Origin of the sequence: Herpetosiphon sp. NSE202, from assembly GCF_042688385.1 — a bacterium.
Classification (GTDB): domain Bacteria; phylum Chloroflexota; class Chloroflexia; order Chloroflexales; family Herpetosiphonaceae; genus Herpetosiphon.
On record NZ_JBHUPY010000015.1, the window covers coordinates 278,728 to 294,576 of the forward strand.

The following is a 15,849-nucleotide window of genomic DNA, read 5'->3' on the forward strand; positions in this document are numbered from 1 at the left end:
ATCCTACCAGCCTTCGTCATCTCCACCTTGGTTATCGGTGGGCTGACCATCTGCGCCAACCGCATAATTATCGTAAAGATCCTCACGATTGCGATCTTCGCTGCGTTTCAATTGGTCTAACTGGCGCTCAGCTTCATCAGGGCTGATGCTTGATGGCGGCGCTTCAGGTCGTTCTGGTGGTTGTTGACCGCCGCCAGGCTCTTGCTCAGGTGGTTCTTGGCCATTCTGGGGCGGCTGATTGGGATCTTGCTGGCCATCCTGTGGCTGCGGCTGATTGGGATCTTGCGGATTCTGCGCTTGTTGTTGCTGCTGTTGCTGCTGCTCTTGAATTTTTTGGGCTAGCTCCAGATTATATTTGGCATCAAGATCATCGGGGTTGATGCGCAGGGTTTTTTTATAGGCATCAATCGCCTCGTCAAGCTCCTCAAGCCGAAAATGGGCATTGCCTTGGTTGTAATAGATAATCGCTTGGGTGGCTGGGTCAGCAGTTTGTAAGGCTGCATTTGGAGCTTCGACCGCGCCTAAATAATCGCCCATTTGATAGCGCGTATTGCCCAAATTAACATGCGGCTCTGGCCGATCAGGAGCCATCAAGGCTGCTTCTTTGTATTGATTGAGCGCTTGGCCATAAACACCCTGCTCGTAGAGTGCGTTGCCCTCTGCATTCATATCGGCGGCAGACGGTGCGCCACAACCAGTGAGGGCTACTAACAGCAAGCCCGTGCTCACAATTGCTGGTGTTCGTTTCATGCTGTAGCCACCTTTCCTTGATCCAAGCGCCCAATATAAACATCAATAATCAATAAAATAAACGCTAGCCCTGCGAAAAGATAAAACCGCTCGCTATAAATCCGTCTGGTTTGATCGGCCATATCGACAGGTGCGCTTTGTTCGAGCGCTGTTTGCAACTTGTCGAGATCTAACGAACTGCCGTCGAAGTAAGTTCCCCCAGTCGCCGAGGCAATTTGCTCAAGCAACGGCTGGTTGAGCTTGCTAATCACCCGTTGGCCTTGATCTTCGACATAGCTAATATTGCCAAGTTCATCATAGACTGGAATCTGGCCGCCAGCCTCGGTGGCCATACCAATTGTATGAATCGTCAGGCCCATTTTGGCGGCTTCTCGAGCGGCAGCAACCGCCTCGCCATCAGCTTGTGGATCGGAGTCGCCACCATCGGTAATTAAAATCATCGTGCGGCCTTCGACTTGGCCAATTGGAAACGATCGCAAGCCTTCGGTGATGACTTCTTCAACATCAGTGCCACCAAGCGAAAGCCCGCGTGGGTTGATTGGCTCGACCAAGGATCGCGCCGCTGCAAGGTCGCTGGTCAAGGGAAATTGCACATAACTTGATGAACCGAACATCAGCATGCCCACCTGATTGCCATCTAAGCGATCAAGCATTGCGAGCACAATTCGTTTGCTGGCATCGATTCGCGAGGGCCGAACATCTTGCGCGGCCATACTGCGTGAGCCATCGAGTAAAATCAGCACTTGCAAGCCGCTGCGCTTGAGCGTTTCGTCGCCGCTGCCCCACACTGGGCGCGCTAAGGCCACAATAATTAAGCCAACAGCGCTCAGTTGCAAGGCCATGCGAATGCGGCGCTGGCGCTGTGGCAGCATCGAAAGCAACGAGGCAATCAGCCCAGGATCACCCAGCGCCGCCCGATCGCGCTCTTCGGCGCGGCGAGCAAGCCAAAACACGCCAGCCAAGGGCAACAAGACTAATAAGAGCCACAAATTTGCAGGAACAAGTGCCATTAGCCAATACTCCGTAGGATCGTATTGCGTAGCAAAATTTCAATCATCAAGAGCAACAGTGCGCCTGCGGCCCATGGTTGCCAAGCCTCGGTGTAGCGCACCAATTTTTCGCTGGCAACTTGCGAGCGTTCCATTTTATCGATTGTGTCGTAGACATCGCGTAAGCCTTGCTCGTCGCCAGCGCGAAAGAAAATGCCGCCGGTTTGTTCAGCAATGTCGCGCAGCGCCACTTCATCTTCGGCGGTTGGCGCAGGAATCAGGTAGGTTTCATCGCGCCACGCATCATGGACGGGATACTCGCCGCCGCCTGGTTTGCCCACCAAAATCGTGTACACCCGCACATCCAAGGCCCGCGCAATTTCGGCAGCTTGAGCTGGCTCAATATCGCCACGATTACTTGAGCCGTCAGTTAGCAAAATCACGACTTTACTTTTGGTGGTGCTGTTGCGCAAGCCATTGACTGAGTGGGCCAAGGCCGTGCCAATCGCTGTTCCGTCTGGGCGGCGCACTGTTTGCACTTGGCTCAACAAATTTTGCAAAAAGTCATAATCAAGCGTCAATGGAACTTGGGTAAAGGCATTACCCGAAAAAACCACCAAGCCAATCCGGTCATCTTTACGACCCTTGATAAACTCAGCAATTACTTCTTTGGCTACGGTAATCCGATCTTTGGGGTCGAAATCGCCAGCTTTCATACTTAGCGAAATATCCAAAGCCAGCTGAATATCAATCCCTTCGCGTATAACCCGCTCGGAGCTTTGGGCATATTGTGGTCGCGACAAGACGACGACCAACAAGCCCAGCGCCGCAGCACGCAGCGAAATCAGGACTGGCCGCATGCGAATGCGCCACGATGGCTTGACCCCGCGCAACATCCCCAAATCGGAGAAACGCATGGTTACGACTTCGCCCCGACTGCGGCGATACATGGCCCACCACACAATCGGCACAATCGGCAACAACCAAAATAACAATGGATAAGCAAATGTCATAAGCAACTCAAGTAAAATCAGAAGGCAAAAATCAAAAGTCAAAATAATCAACGATGATGAAACAAATTCTCGATGCTAAATCAGCAAATTCATTATTTTGTACCCTTAGCCTTCTGAATTGAGTAAAAGTACAAATCTAAATTCAAAACCGAACAATGCGAGCACTTAATCGAAGATACGATCCAATTTTGCCCTTTGACTTCTGACTTTTGATTTTATATCAGCGTGTTGCCAAAATTGCTTGGCGGGCATTATCGATCATGGCGTGGGCTTCGATTGGGTTTGGCAATTGGCGGGCAAATTTCACGCCATCGGATTCAGCCAACAAAATCAATAATTGATCGCGACGTTGTTGCATGCTTGGGTGCGAGAGCGCCAAACGCACTTCATTCGTGGTTCGCTCAAGCGCTGGTACCGAGAAACGATCGGTAATGAAGGTTCGCAGCACATCGGCAATCAAGGCATAATGTTCAACAATTCGGCCTTGATCGATCAAGCCTAAGCCGCGAATTCGCTCAAGCTCGGTCATGGCGATGCCAAATGGATCGCGGACTGGTTGCGGGACGGCGGCTGGCACTGGCACTGGGCGATGTTTGCGGAAGTAGTTAATGGCCCACACTGCAAAGCCAGCAACCAACACTGCTAACAACGAAAGCCCGATGATCAACAAATAATTTGCTTGTTCATTCATAATCAATTGTGGTTTCAATGGTTTAATATCTTGGGCATTTTCATCAAGCACCGAAGCCACTTCGACGCTGACAGGCTGTGTATTGGCGCGGCCAGTGCTTCCATCGGGGTTGGTTATTTTGACCAATTGAGTTGGAAAGGCATGAATGCCCACATCCCAGTTGGTTAATTGACAGCGCCAGCCTTGGCGTAGCCCCTCGGCGACTGTTGTTTCATCCAAGGGCGCACACTCACGCACTTCCCATTCGCCAAACATTTTGGTTGGCATCGCTGGAAGTTCGCTTTTAAAGCCGTTGGGCGTGGTCACTTGCAATTCGTACTCGACCAAATCGCCAACCGTAATCTTGGTGCGATTGAGTTGGGCACGCACGGCTACGGCTGGCTCGGCGGCTGCGACCGGCGCAATCAAGAGCAAACAACTTAATCCTAATAGCCACCACAATTTTGCCATAGCTGTTCCTCTAGCCGCGTTCACGGCGTTTCATCCGCCGATTAAAGAAGCTTTGCAATGAATCAGCATAGCGTCCATCGGTTTGTAAACTCATATGATCAACGCCAAGCGCGCGCAGCTCGGCCACATGGCTTTGATGCTGGGCTTCTGCTTGTTGTTCAAACATCGTGCGTAATTTTTCGTTACGCAAATCGACAACCAACTCTTGGCCGGTTTCTGCATCTTGCAAGCGTACCAAGCCAACTTTGGGCAATTTGCGTTCGCGTGGATCTTCAACCCGAACCGCCACTACATCATGGCGACGAGCAGTAATCCGCAACGGGCGAATCCAATTGTCCAACGAACGAAAATCCGAGATGATAAACACCAAGGCTTTGCCTTCGACCACATTATTCAGGTAATCCAGGGCTTTAGTGATATTGGTGCCGCGATGCTTGGGATCGATGGTAAGCAGCGAGCGCACAATTTGCATCACATGGTTACGGCCTTTGCGCGGTGGCACAAACCGCTCAACTTCTTCGGTAAACAACAGCATGCCCACGCGATCGTTGTTGCGCACCGCCGAAAAGGCCAAGGTTGCGCACAATTCTGCTTCAAGCTCACGTTTGAGTTTGCGGGTGGTACCGAAATCTGCTGAAGCGCTCATATCAACCAGCAACATCACGGTCATCTCGCGCTCTTCAACAAAGCGTTTGATAAACGGACGGCCTGTGCGCGCGGTCACATTCCAATCGATCGCGCGGACATCATCGCCAGGTTCGTATTCGCGAATTTCATCGAACTCAACGCCACGCCCCTTGAAGCTGCTCATATACATGCCAGCAAACACACCAGTTACCAACTTGGTCGTTTTCAATTCAATGAAGCGCACTTGGCGCATGAGTTCTTGTAAATTCATAAGTGTTGTTGGGGTCGGGGGCTAGGAGTCGGGGGCCAGTTTGGCTTACCCAGCAGCTAGTTCACGACCATATCCATATAAATTTGATCCACGAAGGACACGAAGTTTGAAACCGCGAAGAACGCAAAGGGCATGAAACTTCCGTTTTTGGCCACAGATGAGCACCGATTATTAGGATTATGGATCTCTACCCGACGCATTTTAATTTGCAATCTGGCTTTCATCCTTTATCCTTCATAATTCTTCCTTGCTCTGCGCCTCTGCGTTAAAAACTGAATCCTGAACCCTATGCTCTATGTTCTATGTTCTATGCTCTACGGAACGCGTACCCGATTGAGAATTTGGGCAACCAAGTTTTCCGAGGTAATATTTTCTGCTTCAGCTTCGTAGGTTGCAATCAAGCGGTGGCGCAACACATCCAAGGCCATATGCTTAACATCATCTGGCGTAACATACGCGCGGCCTTGCAAGAAGGCTGCACCTTTAGCGGCCAAGGTCATAAAGATGGTTGCCCGTGGCGATGCGCCAAATTCGATGTAGGGCTTAATTTGCGCCAAGCCATATTGCTCTGGCTTACGGGTAGCAAACACCAAATCCAAAATATAATGCTTGACCCGATCGTCAATATAAATTTGATGGAAAATCTTGCGCGCGTTATCAAGCTCTTCGATCGTCATGGTTGTGCTCATTTTGGGCGTGCTGGCCCCAGTCATGCGATTGAGAATTTCGTATTCTTCTTCGCGGGTAGGGTAATCGACCACAACTTTGAGCATAAAACGGTCGACTTGCGCTTCGGGCAAGGGGTAGGTTCCATCATTTTCGATTGGGTTTTGGGTTGCCATCACCAAATAAGGGTGCGGCAATTTAAAAGTATCCGAGCCAATCGTCACTTGGCGCTCTTGCATGGCTTCGAGCAACGCGCTTTGCACTTTAGCTGGCGCACGGTTAATTTCGTCGGCCAGCAAAAAGTTGGTAAAAATTGGCCCTTTTTTAATCGAAAAATCACCAGTGCGTTGATTGTAAATTTGAGTCCCAATCAAGTCGCCAGGCAGCAAATCGGGGGTAAACTGAATCCGTTCAAATTGGGCATGAATCCCTTCGGCCATACTTTTAACCATCAAGGTTTTGGCCAATCCTGGCACACCTTCAATTAATAAGTGACCATTGGCCAACAAACCAATCAAGATGCGTTCAGCTAAGGCCCGCTGCCCCACAACAATTTTTCCTACTTCGCCAACCAGGCTTTGTAAGGCCTCGCCTGCGCGGCGTACATCGCTACTATTTGTTTCCAAGGTGAACCTCGCACGTCAACAACGGGTAGCCCAAGCTTTCTGTTGTGGATAATACCATAACCTTGGGCCAAAAACCTGCTTTTTTAGCTGCGTTTAAGCCAATTCTCACCATAGTTAAGCTATGAAGAAACGATGAAGCTGCGCAAGCTTAACCCAAGCTAGAAAATTAGCAAATCCTTGTGCTTCTTTAGACAATCAGGTTAATACCTGATACCCAGCCCCATGGGGGATGGTATACTCAATGTGAGCCTTCCAGCCGTTGCTATAACGCCAACGGTTGTTTTAATGATAACACTTGAAAGGATGCTTCTGTGAAGAAGTTGAGTTTTGCACTCTTGCTCGTCGTTTCACTGACTTTAGCCGCTTGTGGCGAAGAAAAAGCAACTCCAGCCCCAACTACAAATAACGGCGCTGCAACCAGCGCACCAAGCACCGGGGGCGGTAGCTCAGCAATTACGATCGATGCTGCCGATGGTGGCACCTTGGCCTATAAAACTACCGCAGTTGAAGCAGCTGCTGGCGAAGTAACCGTCACCTTCAATAACCCAGGCGCTTTGGCCCACAACGTGGTCATTGTTAAAGCTGGCGACGAACAACCAGCCGTTGATGCCTCAATGGCTTCAGCTCCTGATTTCTTGCCACCAGCCGACAAATCGTTGGGCCATAGCAAAACGATTGCAACTGGCGCAAGCGATACCTTTACCGTCAGCCTGCAACCAGGTACCTATAGCTTTATCTGTACCTATCCTGCCCACTACACCGCTGGCATGAAGGGTACATTGACCGTCAAATAAGCAACGAGCCAGCCTCGTAGCTCGCAACGCCCATGGAACTCCATGGGCGTTGCGTGTTTAATCAACAACAGGCATTTTGCCGATTCTTAACCTCGATATGACCAACACTTAACAATTGGCTACTACCCTACAAGCTGTATAGTTTGTGGAGTGTGGCTGTGCTACAACGATTTCTTTTGCTTTGCTGCCTATTGACGCTGGCTGGATGTGGTGCAAACACCGCCCAACCAACGGCTACAAGCCTCCCCGCAACTGCGACTCCCCCACCAACAACGCTCGCGCAAGCAATCCCGTCGCCTGCAGTAACCGCCAACCCAGCGTTGCGCGGCTCAATTGTGATCGATGGCTCAAGTACGGTGTTTCCCATTACCGAAGCAATTGCGCGTGATTTTGCGCTGATTGCGCCCAACGTGCAAGTTCAATTAGGCGTAAGCGGCACTGGTGGCGGGTTTAAGAAGTTTTGTGCTGGAGAAACGGTAATCTCCGATGCTTCACGGCCTATCAAGCAGAGCGAAGCCGCCGAGTGTGCCGCCAATCAGGTTGATTTTGTGGAAATTCCAGTGGCCTTCGATGGCCTTTCGTTAGTTACCAACCCCAATAATACCTGGCTCGAATGTATTACGCTGGCGGAGTTGAACACGCTGTGGCAGCCAGCAGCAACCAATACTATCACTGCTTGGAACATGGTTCGTGCAACTTGGCCAACCACAACCGTGCAATTGTATGGCGCTGGCCAAGATTCAGGCACCTTTGATTATTTTACCAGCGCGATTGTTGGCACCGAAGGCTCAAGCCGTAGCGATGTGATCAGCAGCGAAGACGATTATCTGATTGCCCAAGATATTGCTGGCGATCCCAACGGCTTGGGTTATTTCGGCTATGCCTACTACCGCGAATACCAAGATCGCTTGCAATTGGTCGCAATTGATGCAGGCAATGGCTGTGTGTTGCCTTCCGAGCAAACAATTGCCGATGGCTCATATCAGCCGCTTTCACGGCCAATTTTTATTTATGTTCGCGCCGATGCCTTGGATCGAGCCGAAGTTGCGGCATTTGTCGATTTTTACCTGAGCGATTTGCCGCGCGTGGTGGCTGCTGTGAAATATGTGCCCTTGCCAACGAGAGCTTATCAATTTGCCCAAGAACGGGTACAACAACGCAAACTTGGCTCGATGTTTGAGGGTGGCTCGCAAATTGGGGTTTCGATTGAACGCTTGCTTGAGCTAGAGGGAGAGTAGCAATGCGGCTTTCGTTTCGAACAAAATTGCTTGGCTCAATTGCCCTCGACTTGGCCCTGATGATCGCCTTGGGCATTTTTGCGTTAAATGGCTTTAGCAGCGTTTTCCAAAAAGCCTCGATGATCGAACAAATTACCATTCCTTCGCTCGATTTGAGCGATCGAATTAATTTTATTAGCACTAAATATCATGCCTTGCAACTTGAATATATTATCAACAACAGTGTTGCTGATAAAGCGCGCATCGAAGGTGAAATGCAAACGCTTGAGCAAGATATGCGCACGGCCTTCACTGCATACCAACAGCTTGATACCAGCATGGTCGAAGGCGAAACCCTCAATGCTGTCTCGATGGCGTGGCAGCGTTTTGTCCAAGCGACAAATGAGCAATTTTTGCCAACCGCCCGGCTTGGCAACACTGGCAGCGTTCAGCCAGTGCTCAATCGGCTTAATCCTTATTACGAAGATGTGCTGAGCGCAACCGATATTTTGGGCCAGCTGAGCCAAAACCAAGCCAACAATGCTTTGGCTTCGGTCGGCCAAACCTTTGAATCGTCGCGTTTGGTGATTTATGGCCAAATTGCCTTTACCGTGCTGCTCTCAGGTGCGATTGGCTTGTTGTTGGCAACGCGCACTGCACGGCGGATTCGCAAGTTGACCGATGCCACGGTAGCAGTCGCTGGTGGCGATCTTGAGCGCATGGTTCAAGTTGGTGGGGGCGACGAACTGCAAACCTTGGCCAACAACTTCAACAGCATGGTGCGAAGCCTGCGCGAACATCGCGATATGCTTGAGCTGCGCAATGCTGAGCTGGCCGAAAGTTTGTATGTGCAGCAACAACTAACCGAGGATATTATTCGGCGCAAACAGGCCGAGGAAACGGCGTTGCGCGCTCAGGCAGCGGCAGAAGCTGCTAGCCAAGCCAAAAGTATGTTTGTGGCAACCATGAGCCATGAATTGCGCACGCCGCTGAACGCAATTTTGGGCTATACCCAGCTGCTGCATCTTGGAGCCAAAGCCCGTGGCCAAGAAGATGTATTGCCGCAGCTGGAGCGGATTCGCTTGGCGGGCAAACATTTGTTGACCCTGGTTTCAAACGTGCTCGATTTCTCAAAAATTGAGCATGGCAAGATGAATCTTGATCTTGGCGAAGTGCAGCTTGCTAGCTTGGTTGATGAAGTGATGGGAATTGTGCAGCCGCTTGCTGAAGCGCGCTTTGATCAACTCAAAACTGATTTTGCAAGTAACAGCGTGGTGTATAGCGATGCTGGCAAAATTCGCCAGATTTTATTCAACTTGTTGAGCAATGCGATTAAATTTACCGAAGCTGGCACTGTAACCCTGCGAGTGTGGGATGAACAGCGAGCCAACGAGCCATGGCTGGTTTTTGCGGTTAGCGATACTGGCATTGGCATGGCTCCCGATCAATTACGGCGTTTATTTAAACCATTTGTCCAAGCCGACGAATCGACCACCCGCACCTATGGCGGGACTGGTTTGGGCTTGGCGCTGAGTCAACAACTTGCAGCGATGCTTGGTGGCGCAATCAACGTCGAAAGCTGTCCCAATGTTGGCTCGACCTTTACGTTGCAAATACCTGTTCAATGCCCAACACAAGCGGAATCGACATTGGTGATGGCAGCATCGTCATTAGTTAGTTCGAGCGTTGTGGCCTGATACCCAACCAACTTAGGAGGCTTCCCATGGGGATGATTTTAGTTGTTGATGATAATGGCGATAACCGCTTCTTGCTCCAACAGATGTTATCGTTGAATGGCTATAGCGTGATTAGCGCCGTCAATGGCCAAGATGCGCTTGATAAAGTGCACAACACAACTCCCGATTTGGTGTTGATGGATATGGCGATGCCAGTTAAGGATGGTTGGACGGCAACCGCCGAATTAAAAGCCGAAAGCCGCTACTCACATATTCCAGTGATTGCAGTGACTGGCCACACAACCTACAACGAGCTATCGCGAGCGACTGCTGCTGGATGTATCGATTATCTCGAAAAACCCATCGACTATGAAGTTTTAGTCAATAAAGTGGCCCAGTATCTAAAAAAAAATGAAAAACAGTTGGCGTTAGGAGCGTAGCCCTGATCGATCAACGTCTGGCCCTGTCACCTGTGTGATAGAGCTTTTGGTGTCTGCTCTGCTATACTAGGCCAATAAACAACAGGAGGTAGCGTATGGAACCAATTAGCATTGGAATTATTGGCGGTAGTGGGCTTTATGCGATGGAAGCATTGACCGACCGCAGCGAAATACAACTAACTACGCCATTTGGCGAACCCAGTGATGCAGTGATTGTGGGCAATTTGGCTGGCCAACGAGTGGCCTTTTTGCCGCGCCATGGTCGTGGTCATCGCCTCACGCCTTCAGAAGTGCCCTATCGGGCCAATATTCATGTGCTCAAACAATTGGGTGTGCGTTTTATTCTTGGTGTGAGTGCGGTTGGCAGTTTACGCGAAGAATTGGTGCCTGGTCATTTAGTCATTCCTGATCAGGCGATTGATCGGACGAAGGGTGTGCGTCCAGCAACCTTTTTTGGTGAAGGGATTGTGGTGCATGTGGCGTTTGGTGATCCAGTTTGCCCCCATCTGAGTGCCTTGGTGCGTCAAGCGGCGCATGCTGCAAGTGGCACAACCGTGCATGAAGGTGGCACCTATTGTTGTATGGAAGGGCCGCAGTTTTCGACCAAAGCTGAGTCGGAGCTATATCGCAGTTGGGGTTGCTCGATTATTGGCATGACCTTATTGCCAGAGGCTAAGCTTGCCCGTGAAGCCGAAATTGCCTATGCCAATCTTTCGTTAGTAACCGATTACGATTGTTGGCATCCCGAGCATGATAATGTAACTGCGGCTATGGTTGTCGAAACCATCAACCGTAATGTGACGGCAGCCCAAAACACGATTGCTGCCTTAATTCCGCTGATCGATCCTGCGGCGGTTTATCCAGCGCACTCGGCGTTGGCTCATGCAGTGATGACGGCACCTGAGGCGATTCCAGCCGCAACGCGCGAACGCTTAGCGTTACTCTATCGTGGGTAAGCTGAGCTTAGATTGGGGTTTAGCCAGCGAGTGGATTGATAAAAACGTTAAAAGCAAAACCAGCACCGATTGGTGCTGGTTTTGGGTGTTTTCCGGGAGGAAAACTAGTTCAAGGTGCTGGCGACGCTACCCAATTTGTTGTTGACGTTCTTGCCGAGCAAGGTCAAAACAGCGATAACGACGATAGCGATCAAGGCGAGGATCAAAGCGTACTCAACCAAGCCTTGGCCTTCTTCTTTAGCAAAAAATGAACGAAACATTGCGGTATCTCCTTGAGAGAAAGAAAATAATTACGATGTATGCATAATAGCTGACCACAATCTGAACGACAATAGGATGTTAGTCCTATCAATGAGGGTAGTTTGAATCAACCATGGGTTATAATGCAAATCTGAGGCTTAGGAGAGGCTACCGCATGATCATAAAAACGTTAAAAGCAAAACCAGCACCGATTGGTGCTGGTTTTGGGTGTTTTCCGGGAGGAAAACTAGTTCAAGGTGCTGGCGACGCTACCCAATTTGTTGTTGACGTTCTTGCCGAGCAAGGTCAAAACAGCGATAACGACGATAGCGATCAAGGCGAGGATCAAAGCGTACTCAACCAAGCCTTGGCCTTCTTCTTTAGCAAAAAATGAACGAAACATTGCAGTTCTCCTTGAGAGAAAGAAAATAATTACGATGTGGACATCATATCCGACCCGAGTCTGAACGACAATAGGATGTTAGTACTATCGTTAGGGGTGACTAGGGTGCAGGTACTACGGCCACAACCCGTGTACCCCGGCCTACCGTGCTTTCTATGCCCATTTGGCCGCGCAACAAGACTTCTGCTTGTTGGCGAAGGCTGGCGATGCCCATATTGCGCTTGCCAGTGGGATCATTGAGGGTTTCGGCAACATGGAAACCAGCGCCATCATCCTCAATTGCAATCTGAATTTTGCTTGGGTCGGCCTCGAGAATAATGCGTACATGCGATGCATTGGCATGGCGTTGGACATTATTCAAGGCTTCTTGCACAAAGCGGAAAATGGTTACTTCATAATGGCTTGGTAAGCGAGATTCCAAGCCTTGGACCATAAGATTGATTTCGATGCCGTTTTTATCGCCAAATTCTTGGCCATAGCGTTTGAGCGTCGGCAGCAAACCAAGGTCATCGAGGGTCATCGGACGCAGATCAAAGATAAACCGCCGCGTATCTTGCAACACTGTATTGATGGCAGTTTTGAGGCTGGCCATTTCTGAGCGTGCTTGATTGGTGTCGTGATCAAGAAAGCGTTCGCAAATTTCGGCACGCAGCACCAGGTTGCTCATCGATTGAGCTGGGCCATCGTGCATTTGCAGCGAAATGCGCAGGCGCTCTTTTTCTTGGGCCTGAATAATTGCCGCAATTTGCTCTTGTGGATCAACTTGGGGCAAGTTTGAGATCGTTGTTTCGGCGACAACGCTGACTTCATCGAGGCTTTGAATGAGTTTTTGCAGCGTATCTTGTTGCTCACGCAGCAATTGTTGCTTGGTTTGCAATTGCTCAACTTGGCTGCGCATCATTTGCACGCGGGTTTGAACCTCTTGGGCTGAGGTATAGAAATTTTTAATATCAACTTTTTCGTAGCGCTCGAAATTGACTTCCATATCGCGACGGCGGCTGGAAACTGACATTTCGCGTTGCGACATTTTATCGACTTCTGCTTGATTTTGGCGAATCAAGGCATCGAGTTCGGTCATTTGGCGACGAATGCGGTCTTGTTGGTCACGCAATTCTTTTAATAATGCGTCTTTATCGGCTGCCATTGGCCCTCCAATTCGCTGGTGCTGCGTAAGAGAAATTATACTGGTGGCAAATTTGCTGCGTCAATTATACCCAGCGACGTAGCACTAAAACAGCGTTTGAGCCACCAAAACCAAACGATTCTTTAACGGCGAGATTAATTGGCTGCTTGCGTGCGCCTTCAACCACAAAATCCAAATCGCAATCTTGGTCTCCAGCTTGCCAATTGATGGTTGGCGGCAAGATTTGATCGCGCAAGGCTAAGATGGTAGCAATGGCTTCGAGCGCAGAGCTTGCACCCATCGCATGGCCGGTTGCGCCTTTGATGGCGGAAATTGGCACATGCTGCGCTCGTTGGCCAAAGACGGCCTTGATGGTCGCTGCTTCAGCTGCATCGCCAAGCTTGGTGCCAGTTGCATGGGCATTAATATAATCGACATCGTGAATGCTCATATTGGCCCGTTGTAAGGCTTTGGTTAATGTTAATGTCTGATGTTCCAAATCGGGTGCGACGATGCTGCCGCTGGCGGTCGTGGCCGCAGAAGCAACGATCTCGGCCAGAATCGGGGCCTTGCGAGCTTGGGCATGCTCAAGGCTTTCGAGCACAAACGCTCCAGCGCCTTCGGCCAGCACTAAGCCATTACGATCGGCGCTAAATGGACGACAAGCCCGATTCGGGTCGCTCAAATCGGTTGCCAGCACGCGCAATGGTTTCCAAGCTGCATACATACCTTTGGTTAATGGTGCATCGGAAGCCCCAGCAACGGCGGTTTCAATCGCGCCAGCTCGAATCAGATCGGCGGCGATGCCAATTGCTTGCAAGCCAGAGGCGCAGGTTGCCGAAATTAAGGTGCTAGGGCCGTGTAAATCGAACACCGTACAGAGGTGTGGCAGCACGGCGGCGGGCATACAGGCTGGCACGGTATCGGCACGTACTTTGCCATTGGTAAACCAATTTTCATAGCAGGCTTCGATTGTTGAAATGGTGGTATAGCCTGTGCCCCATAAGACGGCGGTATCTTGGGGTAGGCCTTGGGCCATGCTGATAGCTTGTTGCACCGCATGGTGCGCTAAACTGATCATGCGGTCTGGTTGGCGGCGATGGCTGGTAAGTAGCGGTAACTCGGGGGTTGCGCCACCAACCACCGGATCTTTATAGGGTGCCAGCTCGGGCAGTGGTTTGACCCCACTTTGGCCAGCGAGCAAGGCGGCCCAATATGTTTCAATATCATTCCCAAGGGCGCTGCAAATCCCGATTCCGGTGATGACAACTCGCTGTTTCATAGAGGCTCCTCTGCGCTGCCGACCTACCACAGGCTCCATTGACGTGGTATGGCTTGGTGGTTTCGGGGTTATGATGCTACGCTCATTGTAGCGGGGAGTGTATCCAATGTCGAATATCTATCTTGGCTGTGCGATTTGGGGCTATCGGCCTTGGGTTGGCCAATTTTTGCCTGCTGGCACGAGCAATGGCGATATGCTCAAGGCCTATGCTGAACGGCTGACGACGGTGGAAATTAACGCGACGTTTTATGCAGTGCCCGACCAGCCGACGGTTGCGCGTTGGGCCAGCGATACGCCAAGCAACTTTCGCTTTTGCCCAAAAGTGCCGAGAGCAATTAGCCATAGCGGCAATTTGACCCAGCAGATTGCTGCAACCAAGGCCTTTGTAGCCCAAATGCAATTCTTGGGCGCAAAACTTGGCCCGATTTTTCTGCAACTTGGCCCGAGTTATAGCCCTGCCCAGTTTGGCGATTTGCAAACCTGGCTCGCGGCGTGGGATCGAAGTGTACCCTTGGCGGTTGAGGTGCGCCATCGTGGCTGGTTTGCACCGCAAGCAGCCCAGCGTTTGAATGGCCTGTTGGCTGAGCATGGGGTTGGGCGGGTGCTGGTCGATGTGCGCCCGATTAATACTGGCACAACCAGCGATCAAGTCATTTTAGATGCGCGGCGTAAAAAGCCCACGGTTCCTTATCATGTTGATGTAACCGCGCCATTTGTGTTGTTGCGCTTTATGGGCCACCCCGATTTGGCGATTGATCGTCCGCTGTTGGAGCAATGGGCCGATACGATTGTGGCCATGCTGAACGATGGCTTAACCGTATATGGATTTATGCATTGCCCCGTTGAAGAGCGTTCGCCAGAAATGTGCGAGATTTTGGCCCAAGCGTTGGTTGCGCGTGGCGTTGCGTATCCCTTGCCAACGCCGCCAGCGCCAATCCAACAACTATCGCTCTTTTGATCAAACCAGCGCTTCGTGGTACTGTTGCTGATGGGAGTACATGGGGTCTGGTGGCCTCGTCAGTCTTCAAAATTGGTCGGCGCTATGACGAATAGCGTTGGTGTGTTCGATTCGCACGTGCTCCCGCCAACGCTCGATTAACAAGCCAAGATTGTTTGCAAGCGGTTATTTGCGTTTCCGCTAAAAGGTGTGTTATAATCGGCTTTCGTGCGAGTTGTGACATTTAAACAAGTCAACTTTATCTGGGTAAGTGTACCCCGCACACCATAACGTAGAACCACGTAGGGAATGGTCAATTAAGGGGCCGCAGGGCGCGACTACCAATTTTCCATTCCTGTTCCGTTGTCTTTTTGTCAGCGGCTAACGGTATTTGTAATAGCAGGAGCCACAAACGACATGGCTAAGCAAAAGTTTGAGCGGAATAAGCCCCACATCAACATTGGGACGATCGGACACGTTGACCACGGCAAGACCACCTTGACTGCTGCCATCACCAAAACCATGGCACTCCGTGGCCGCGCTGAATTCCGCGCTTTCGATCAAATCGACAATGCTCCAGAAGAACGCGCACGTGGGATTACGATTTCGATTTCGCACGTTGAGTACGAAACCGAAAATCGCCACTATGCCCACGTCGACTGCCCAGGCCACGCCGACTATATCAAAAACATGATTAC

The 15,849-nt window shown here is 50.6% G+C and carries 17 protein-coding genes and 1 tRNA gene; 8 read left to right on the top strand and 10 right to left on the bottom strand.

The window, feature by feature from the left end; translation table 11 throughout:
• Positions 1–3: 3 nt before the first annotated feature.
• From ACFMKP_RS19130 to ACFMKP_RS19155, 6 genes are all read right to left on the bottom strand, one after another.
• On the bottom strand, positions 4–750 hold the full coding sequence (locus ACFMKP_RS19130) for a tetratricopeptide repeat protein (protein WP_382294141.1): 747 nt from the start codon (positions 748–750) through the stop codon (positions 4–6).
• A complete protein-coding gene (locus tag ACFMKP_RS19135; protein ID WP_382294143.1) occupies positions 747–1,760 on the bottom strand; it encodes a VWA domain-containing protein in 1,014 nt (337 codons plus the stop codon). Before ACFMKP_RS19135 ends, ACFMKP_RS19130 begins: the two co-directional genes overlap by 4 nt.
• Positions 1,760–2,752, bottom strand: coding sequence for a VWA domain-containing protein (locus tag ACFMKP_RS19140; protein WP_382294145.1), 993 nt, complete (start codon positions 2,750–2,752; stop codon positions 1,760–1,762). The genes ACFMKP_RS19135 and ACFMKP_RS19140 overlap by 1 nt, the downstream gene beginning before the upstream one ends.
• Positions 2,753–2,972: 220 nt before the next feature.
• The gene (locus tag ACFMKP_RS19145) at positions 2,973–3,893 is read right to left on the bottom strand and encodes a hypothetical protein (protein ID WP_382294148.1); all 921 of its coding nucleotides are present in this window, start codon (positions 3,891–3,893) and stop codon (positions 2,973–2,975) included.
• Between the two features lie 10 nt (positions 3,894–3,903).
• Positions 3,904–4,791 carry a DUF58 domain-containing protein gene (locus ACFMKP_RS19150; RefSeq protein WP_110514133.1) on the bottom strand — a complete coding sequence of 296 codons (888 nt, stop codon included), beginning with the start codon at positions 4,789–4,791 and terminating at the stop codon, positions 3,904–3,906.
• Positions 4,792–5,105: 314 nt separating this feature from the next.
• Entirely contained in the window at positions 5,106–6,083 is a 978-nt protein-coding gene (locus ACFMKP_RS19155; RefSeq protein WP_239583658.1) for a MoxR family ATPase, read from the bottom strand.
• Between the two features lie 311 nt (positions 6,084–6,394).
• Between ACFMKP_RS19155 and ACFMKP_RS19160 the strand changes: the two genes are divergently transcribed.
• The 5 genes from ACFMKP_RS19160 to mtnP all read left to right on the top strand — a co-directional run bounded on the left by ACFMKP_RS19160 (position 6,395) and on the right by mtnP (position 11,166).
• On the top strand, positions 6,395–6,877 hold the full coding sequence (locus ACFMKP_RS19160; RefSeq protein ID WP_382294150.1) for a plastocyanin/azurin family copper-binding protein: 483 nt from the start codon (positions 6,395–6,397) through the stop codon (positions 6,875–6,877).
• A gap of 158 nt (positions 6,878–7,035) precedes the next feature.
• The gene (locus ACFMKP_RS19165; RefSeq protein WP_382294152.1) at positions 7,036–8,115 is read left to right on the top strand and encodes a PstS family phosphate ABC transporter substrate-binding protein; all 1,080 of its coding nucleotides are present in this window, start codon (positions 7,036–7,038) and stop codon (positions 8,113–8,115) included.
• A gap of 2 nt (positions 8,116–8,117) precedes the next feature.
• Entirely contained in the window at positions 8,118–9,791 is a 1,674-nt protein-coding gene (locus ACFMKP_RS19170) for an ATP-binding protein (protein ID WP_382294154.1), read from the top strand.
• A gap of 26 nt (positions 9,792–9,817) precedes the next feature.
• A complete protein-coding gene (locus tag ACFMKP_RS19175; RefSeq protein WP_382294156.1) occupies positions 9,818–10,210 on the top strand; it encodes a response regulator in 393 nt (130 codons plus the stop codon).
• A gap of 95 nt (positions 10,211–10,305) precedes the next feature.
• Positions 10,306–11,166 carry an S-methyl-5'-thioadenosine phosphorylase gene (mtnP, locus tag ACFMKP_RS19180; RefSeq protein WP_382294158.1) on the top strand — a complete coding sequence of 287 codons (861 nt, stop codon included), beginning with the start codon at positions 10,306–10,308 and terminating at the stop codon, positions 11,164–11,166.
• Between the two features lie 104 nt (positions 11,167–11,270).
• On the opposite strand, the gene ACFMKP_RS19185 is transcribed toward mtnP, so the two are convergent.
• From ACFMKP_RS19185 to ACFMKP_RS19200, 4 genes are all read right to left on the bottom strand, one after another.
• Positions 11,271–11,426 carry a Flp family type IVb pilin gene (locus ACFMKP_RS19185; RefSeq protein WP_382294160.1) on the bottom strand — a complete coding sequence of 52 codons (156 nt, stop codon included), beginning with the start codon at positions 11,424–11,426 and terminating at the stop codon, positions 11,271–11,273.
• 227 nt (positions 11,427–11,653) lie between these two features.
• Positions 11,654–11,809, bottom strand: a complete 156-nt coding sequence (locus tag ACFMKP_RS19190) for a Flp family type IVb pilin (RefSeq protein ID WP_382294160.1) — start codon at positions 11,807–11,809, stop codon at positions 11,654–11,656.
• Positions 11,810–11,909: 100 nt separating this feature from the next.
• Positions 11,910–12,953 carry a sensor histidine kinase gene (locus ACFMKP_RS19195; protein WP_110514139.1) on the bottom strand — a complete coding sequence of 348 codons (1,044 nt, stop codon included), beginning with the start codon at positions 12,951–12,953 and terminating at the stop codon, positions 11,910–11,912.
• A 64-nt stretch (positions 12,954–13,017) separates the two neighbouring features.
• On the bottom strand, positions 13,018–14,214 hold the full coding sequence (locus ACFMKP_RS19200; RefSeq protein ID WP_382294162.1) for a beta-ketoacyl-[acyl-carrier-protein] synthase family protein: 1,197 nt from the start codon (positions 14,212–14,214) through the stop codon (positions 13,018–13,020).
• Positions 14,215–14,320: 106 nt separating this feature from the next.
• Here ACFMKP_RS19200 and ACFMKP_RS19205 point away from each other — a divergent pair, with 106 nt between their 5' ends.
• The 3 genes from ACFMKP_RS19205 to ACFMKP_RS19215 form a co-directional block, all read left to right on the top strand.
• Positions 14,321–15,172: a DUF72 domain-containing protein gene (locus ACFMKP_RS19205; RefSeq protein WP_382294164.1), complete on the top strand. Its 852-nt coding sequence runs from the start codon at positions 14,321–14,323 to the stop codon at positions 15,170–15,172.
• Positions 15,173–15,204: 32 nt separating this feature from the next.
• Positions 15,205–15,301, top strand: a tRNA-Sec gene (locus ACFMKP_RS19210).
• A 267-nt stretch (positions 15,302–15,568) separates the two neighbouring features.
• Positions 15,569–15,849: GTP-binding protein (locus ACFMKP_RS19215; RefSeq protein WP_382292178.1), on the top strand; the 281-nt coding region annotated here is incomplete at its 3' end.

What these genes read in the sequence shown, in the direction of transcription:
- mtnP (WP_382294158.1), top strand. Translation starts at nt 10,306, where the DNA reads ATGGAACCAATTAGCATTGGAATTATTGGCGGTAGTGGGCTTTATGCG.
- ACFMKP_RS19200 (WP_382294162.1), bottom strand. Translation starts at nt 14,214, where the DNA reads ATGAAACAGCGAGTTGTCATCACCGGAATCGGGATTTGCAGCGCCCTT.
- ACFMKP_RS19130 (WP_382294141.1), bottom strand. Translation starts at nt 750, where the DNA reads ATGAAACGAACACCAGCAATTGTGAGCACGGGCTTGCTGTTAGTAGCC.
- ACFMKP_RS19190 (WP_382294160.1), bottom strand. Translation starts at nt 11,809, where the DNA reads ATGTTTCGTTCATTTTTTGCTAAAGAAGAAGGCCAAGGCTTGGTTGAG.
- ACFMKP_RS19185 (WP_382294160.1), bottom strand. Translation starts at nt 11,426, where the DNA reads ATGTTTCGTTCATTTTTTGCTAAAGAAGAAGGCCAAGGCTTGGTTGAG.
- ACFMKP_RS19140 (WP_382294145.1), bottom strand. Translation starts at nt 2,752, where the DNA reads ATGACATTTGCTTATCCATTGTTATTTTGGTTGTTGCCGATTGTGCCG.
- ACFMKP_RS19175 (WP_382294156.1), top strand. Translation starts at nt 9,818, where the DNA reads ATGGGGATGATTTTAGTTGTTGATGATAATGGCGATAACCGCTTCTTG.
- ACFMKP_RS19145 (WP_382294148.1), bottom strand. Translation starts at nt 3,893, where the DNA reads ATGGCAAAATTGTGGTGGCTATTAGGATTAAGTTGTTTGCTCTTGATT.
- ACFMKP_RS19195 (WP_110514139.1), bottom strand. Translation starts at nt 12,953, where the DNA reads ATGGCAGCCGATAAAGACGCATTATTAAAAGAATTGCGTGACCAACAA.
- ACFMKP_RS19135 (WP_382294143.1), bottom strand. Translation starts at nt 1,760, where the DNA reads ATGGCACTTGTTCCTGCAAATTTGTGGCTCTTATTAGTCTTGTTGCCC.
- ACFMKP_RS19150 (WP_110514133.1), bottom strand. Translation starts at nt 4,791, where the DNA reads ATGAATTTACAAGAACTCATGCGCCAAGTGCGCTTCATTGAATTGAAA.
- ACFMKP_RS19170 (WP_382294154.1), top strand. Translation starts at nt 8,118, where the DNA reads ATGCGGCTTTCGTTTCGAACAAAATTGCTTGGCTCAATTGCCCTCGAC.
- ACFMKP_RS19205 (WP_382294164.1), top strand. Translation starts at nt 14,321, where the DNA reads ATGTCGAATATCTATCTTGGCTGTGCGATTTGGGGCTATCGGCCTTGG.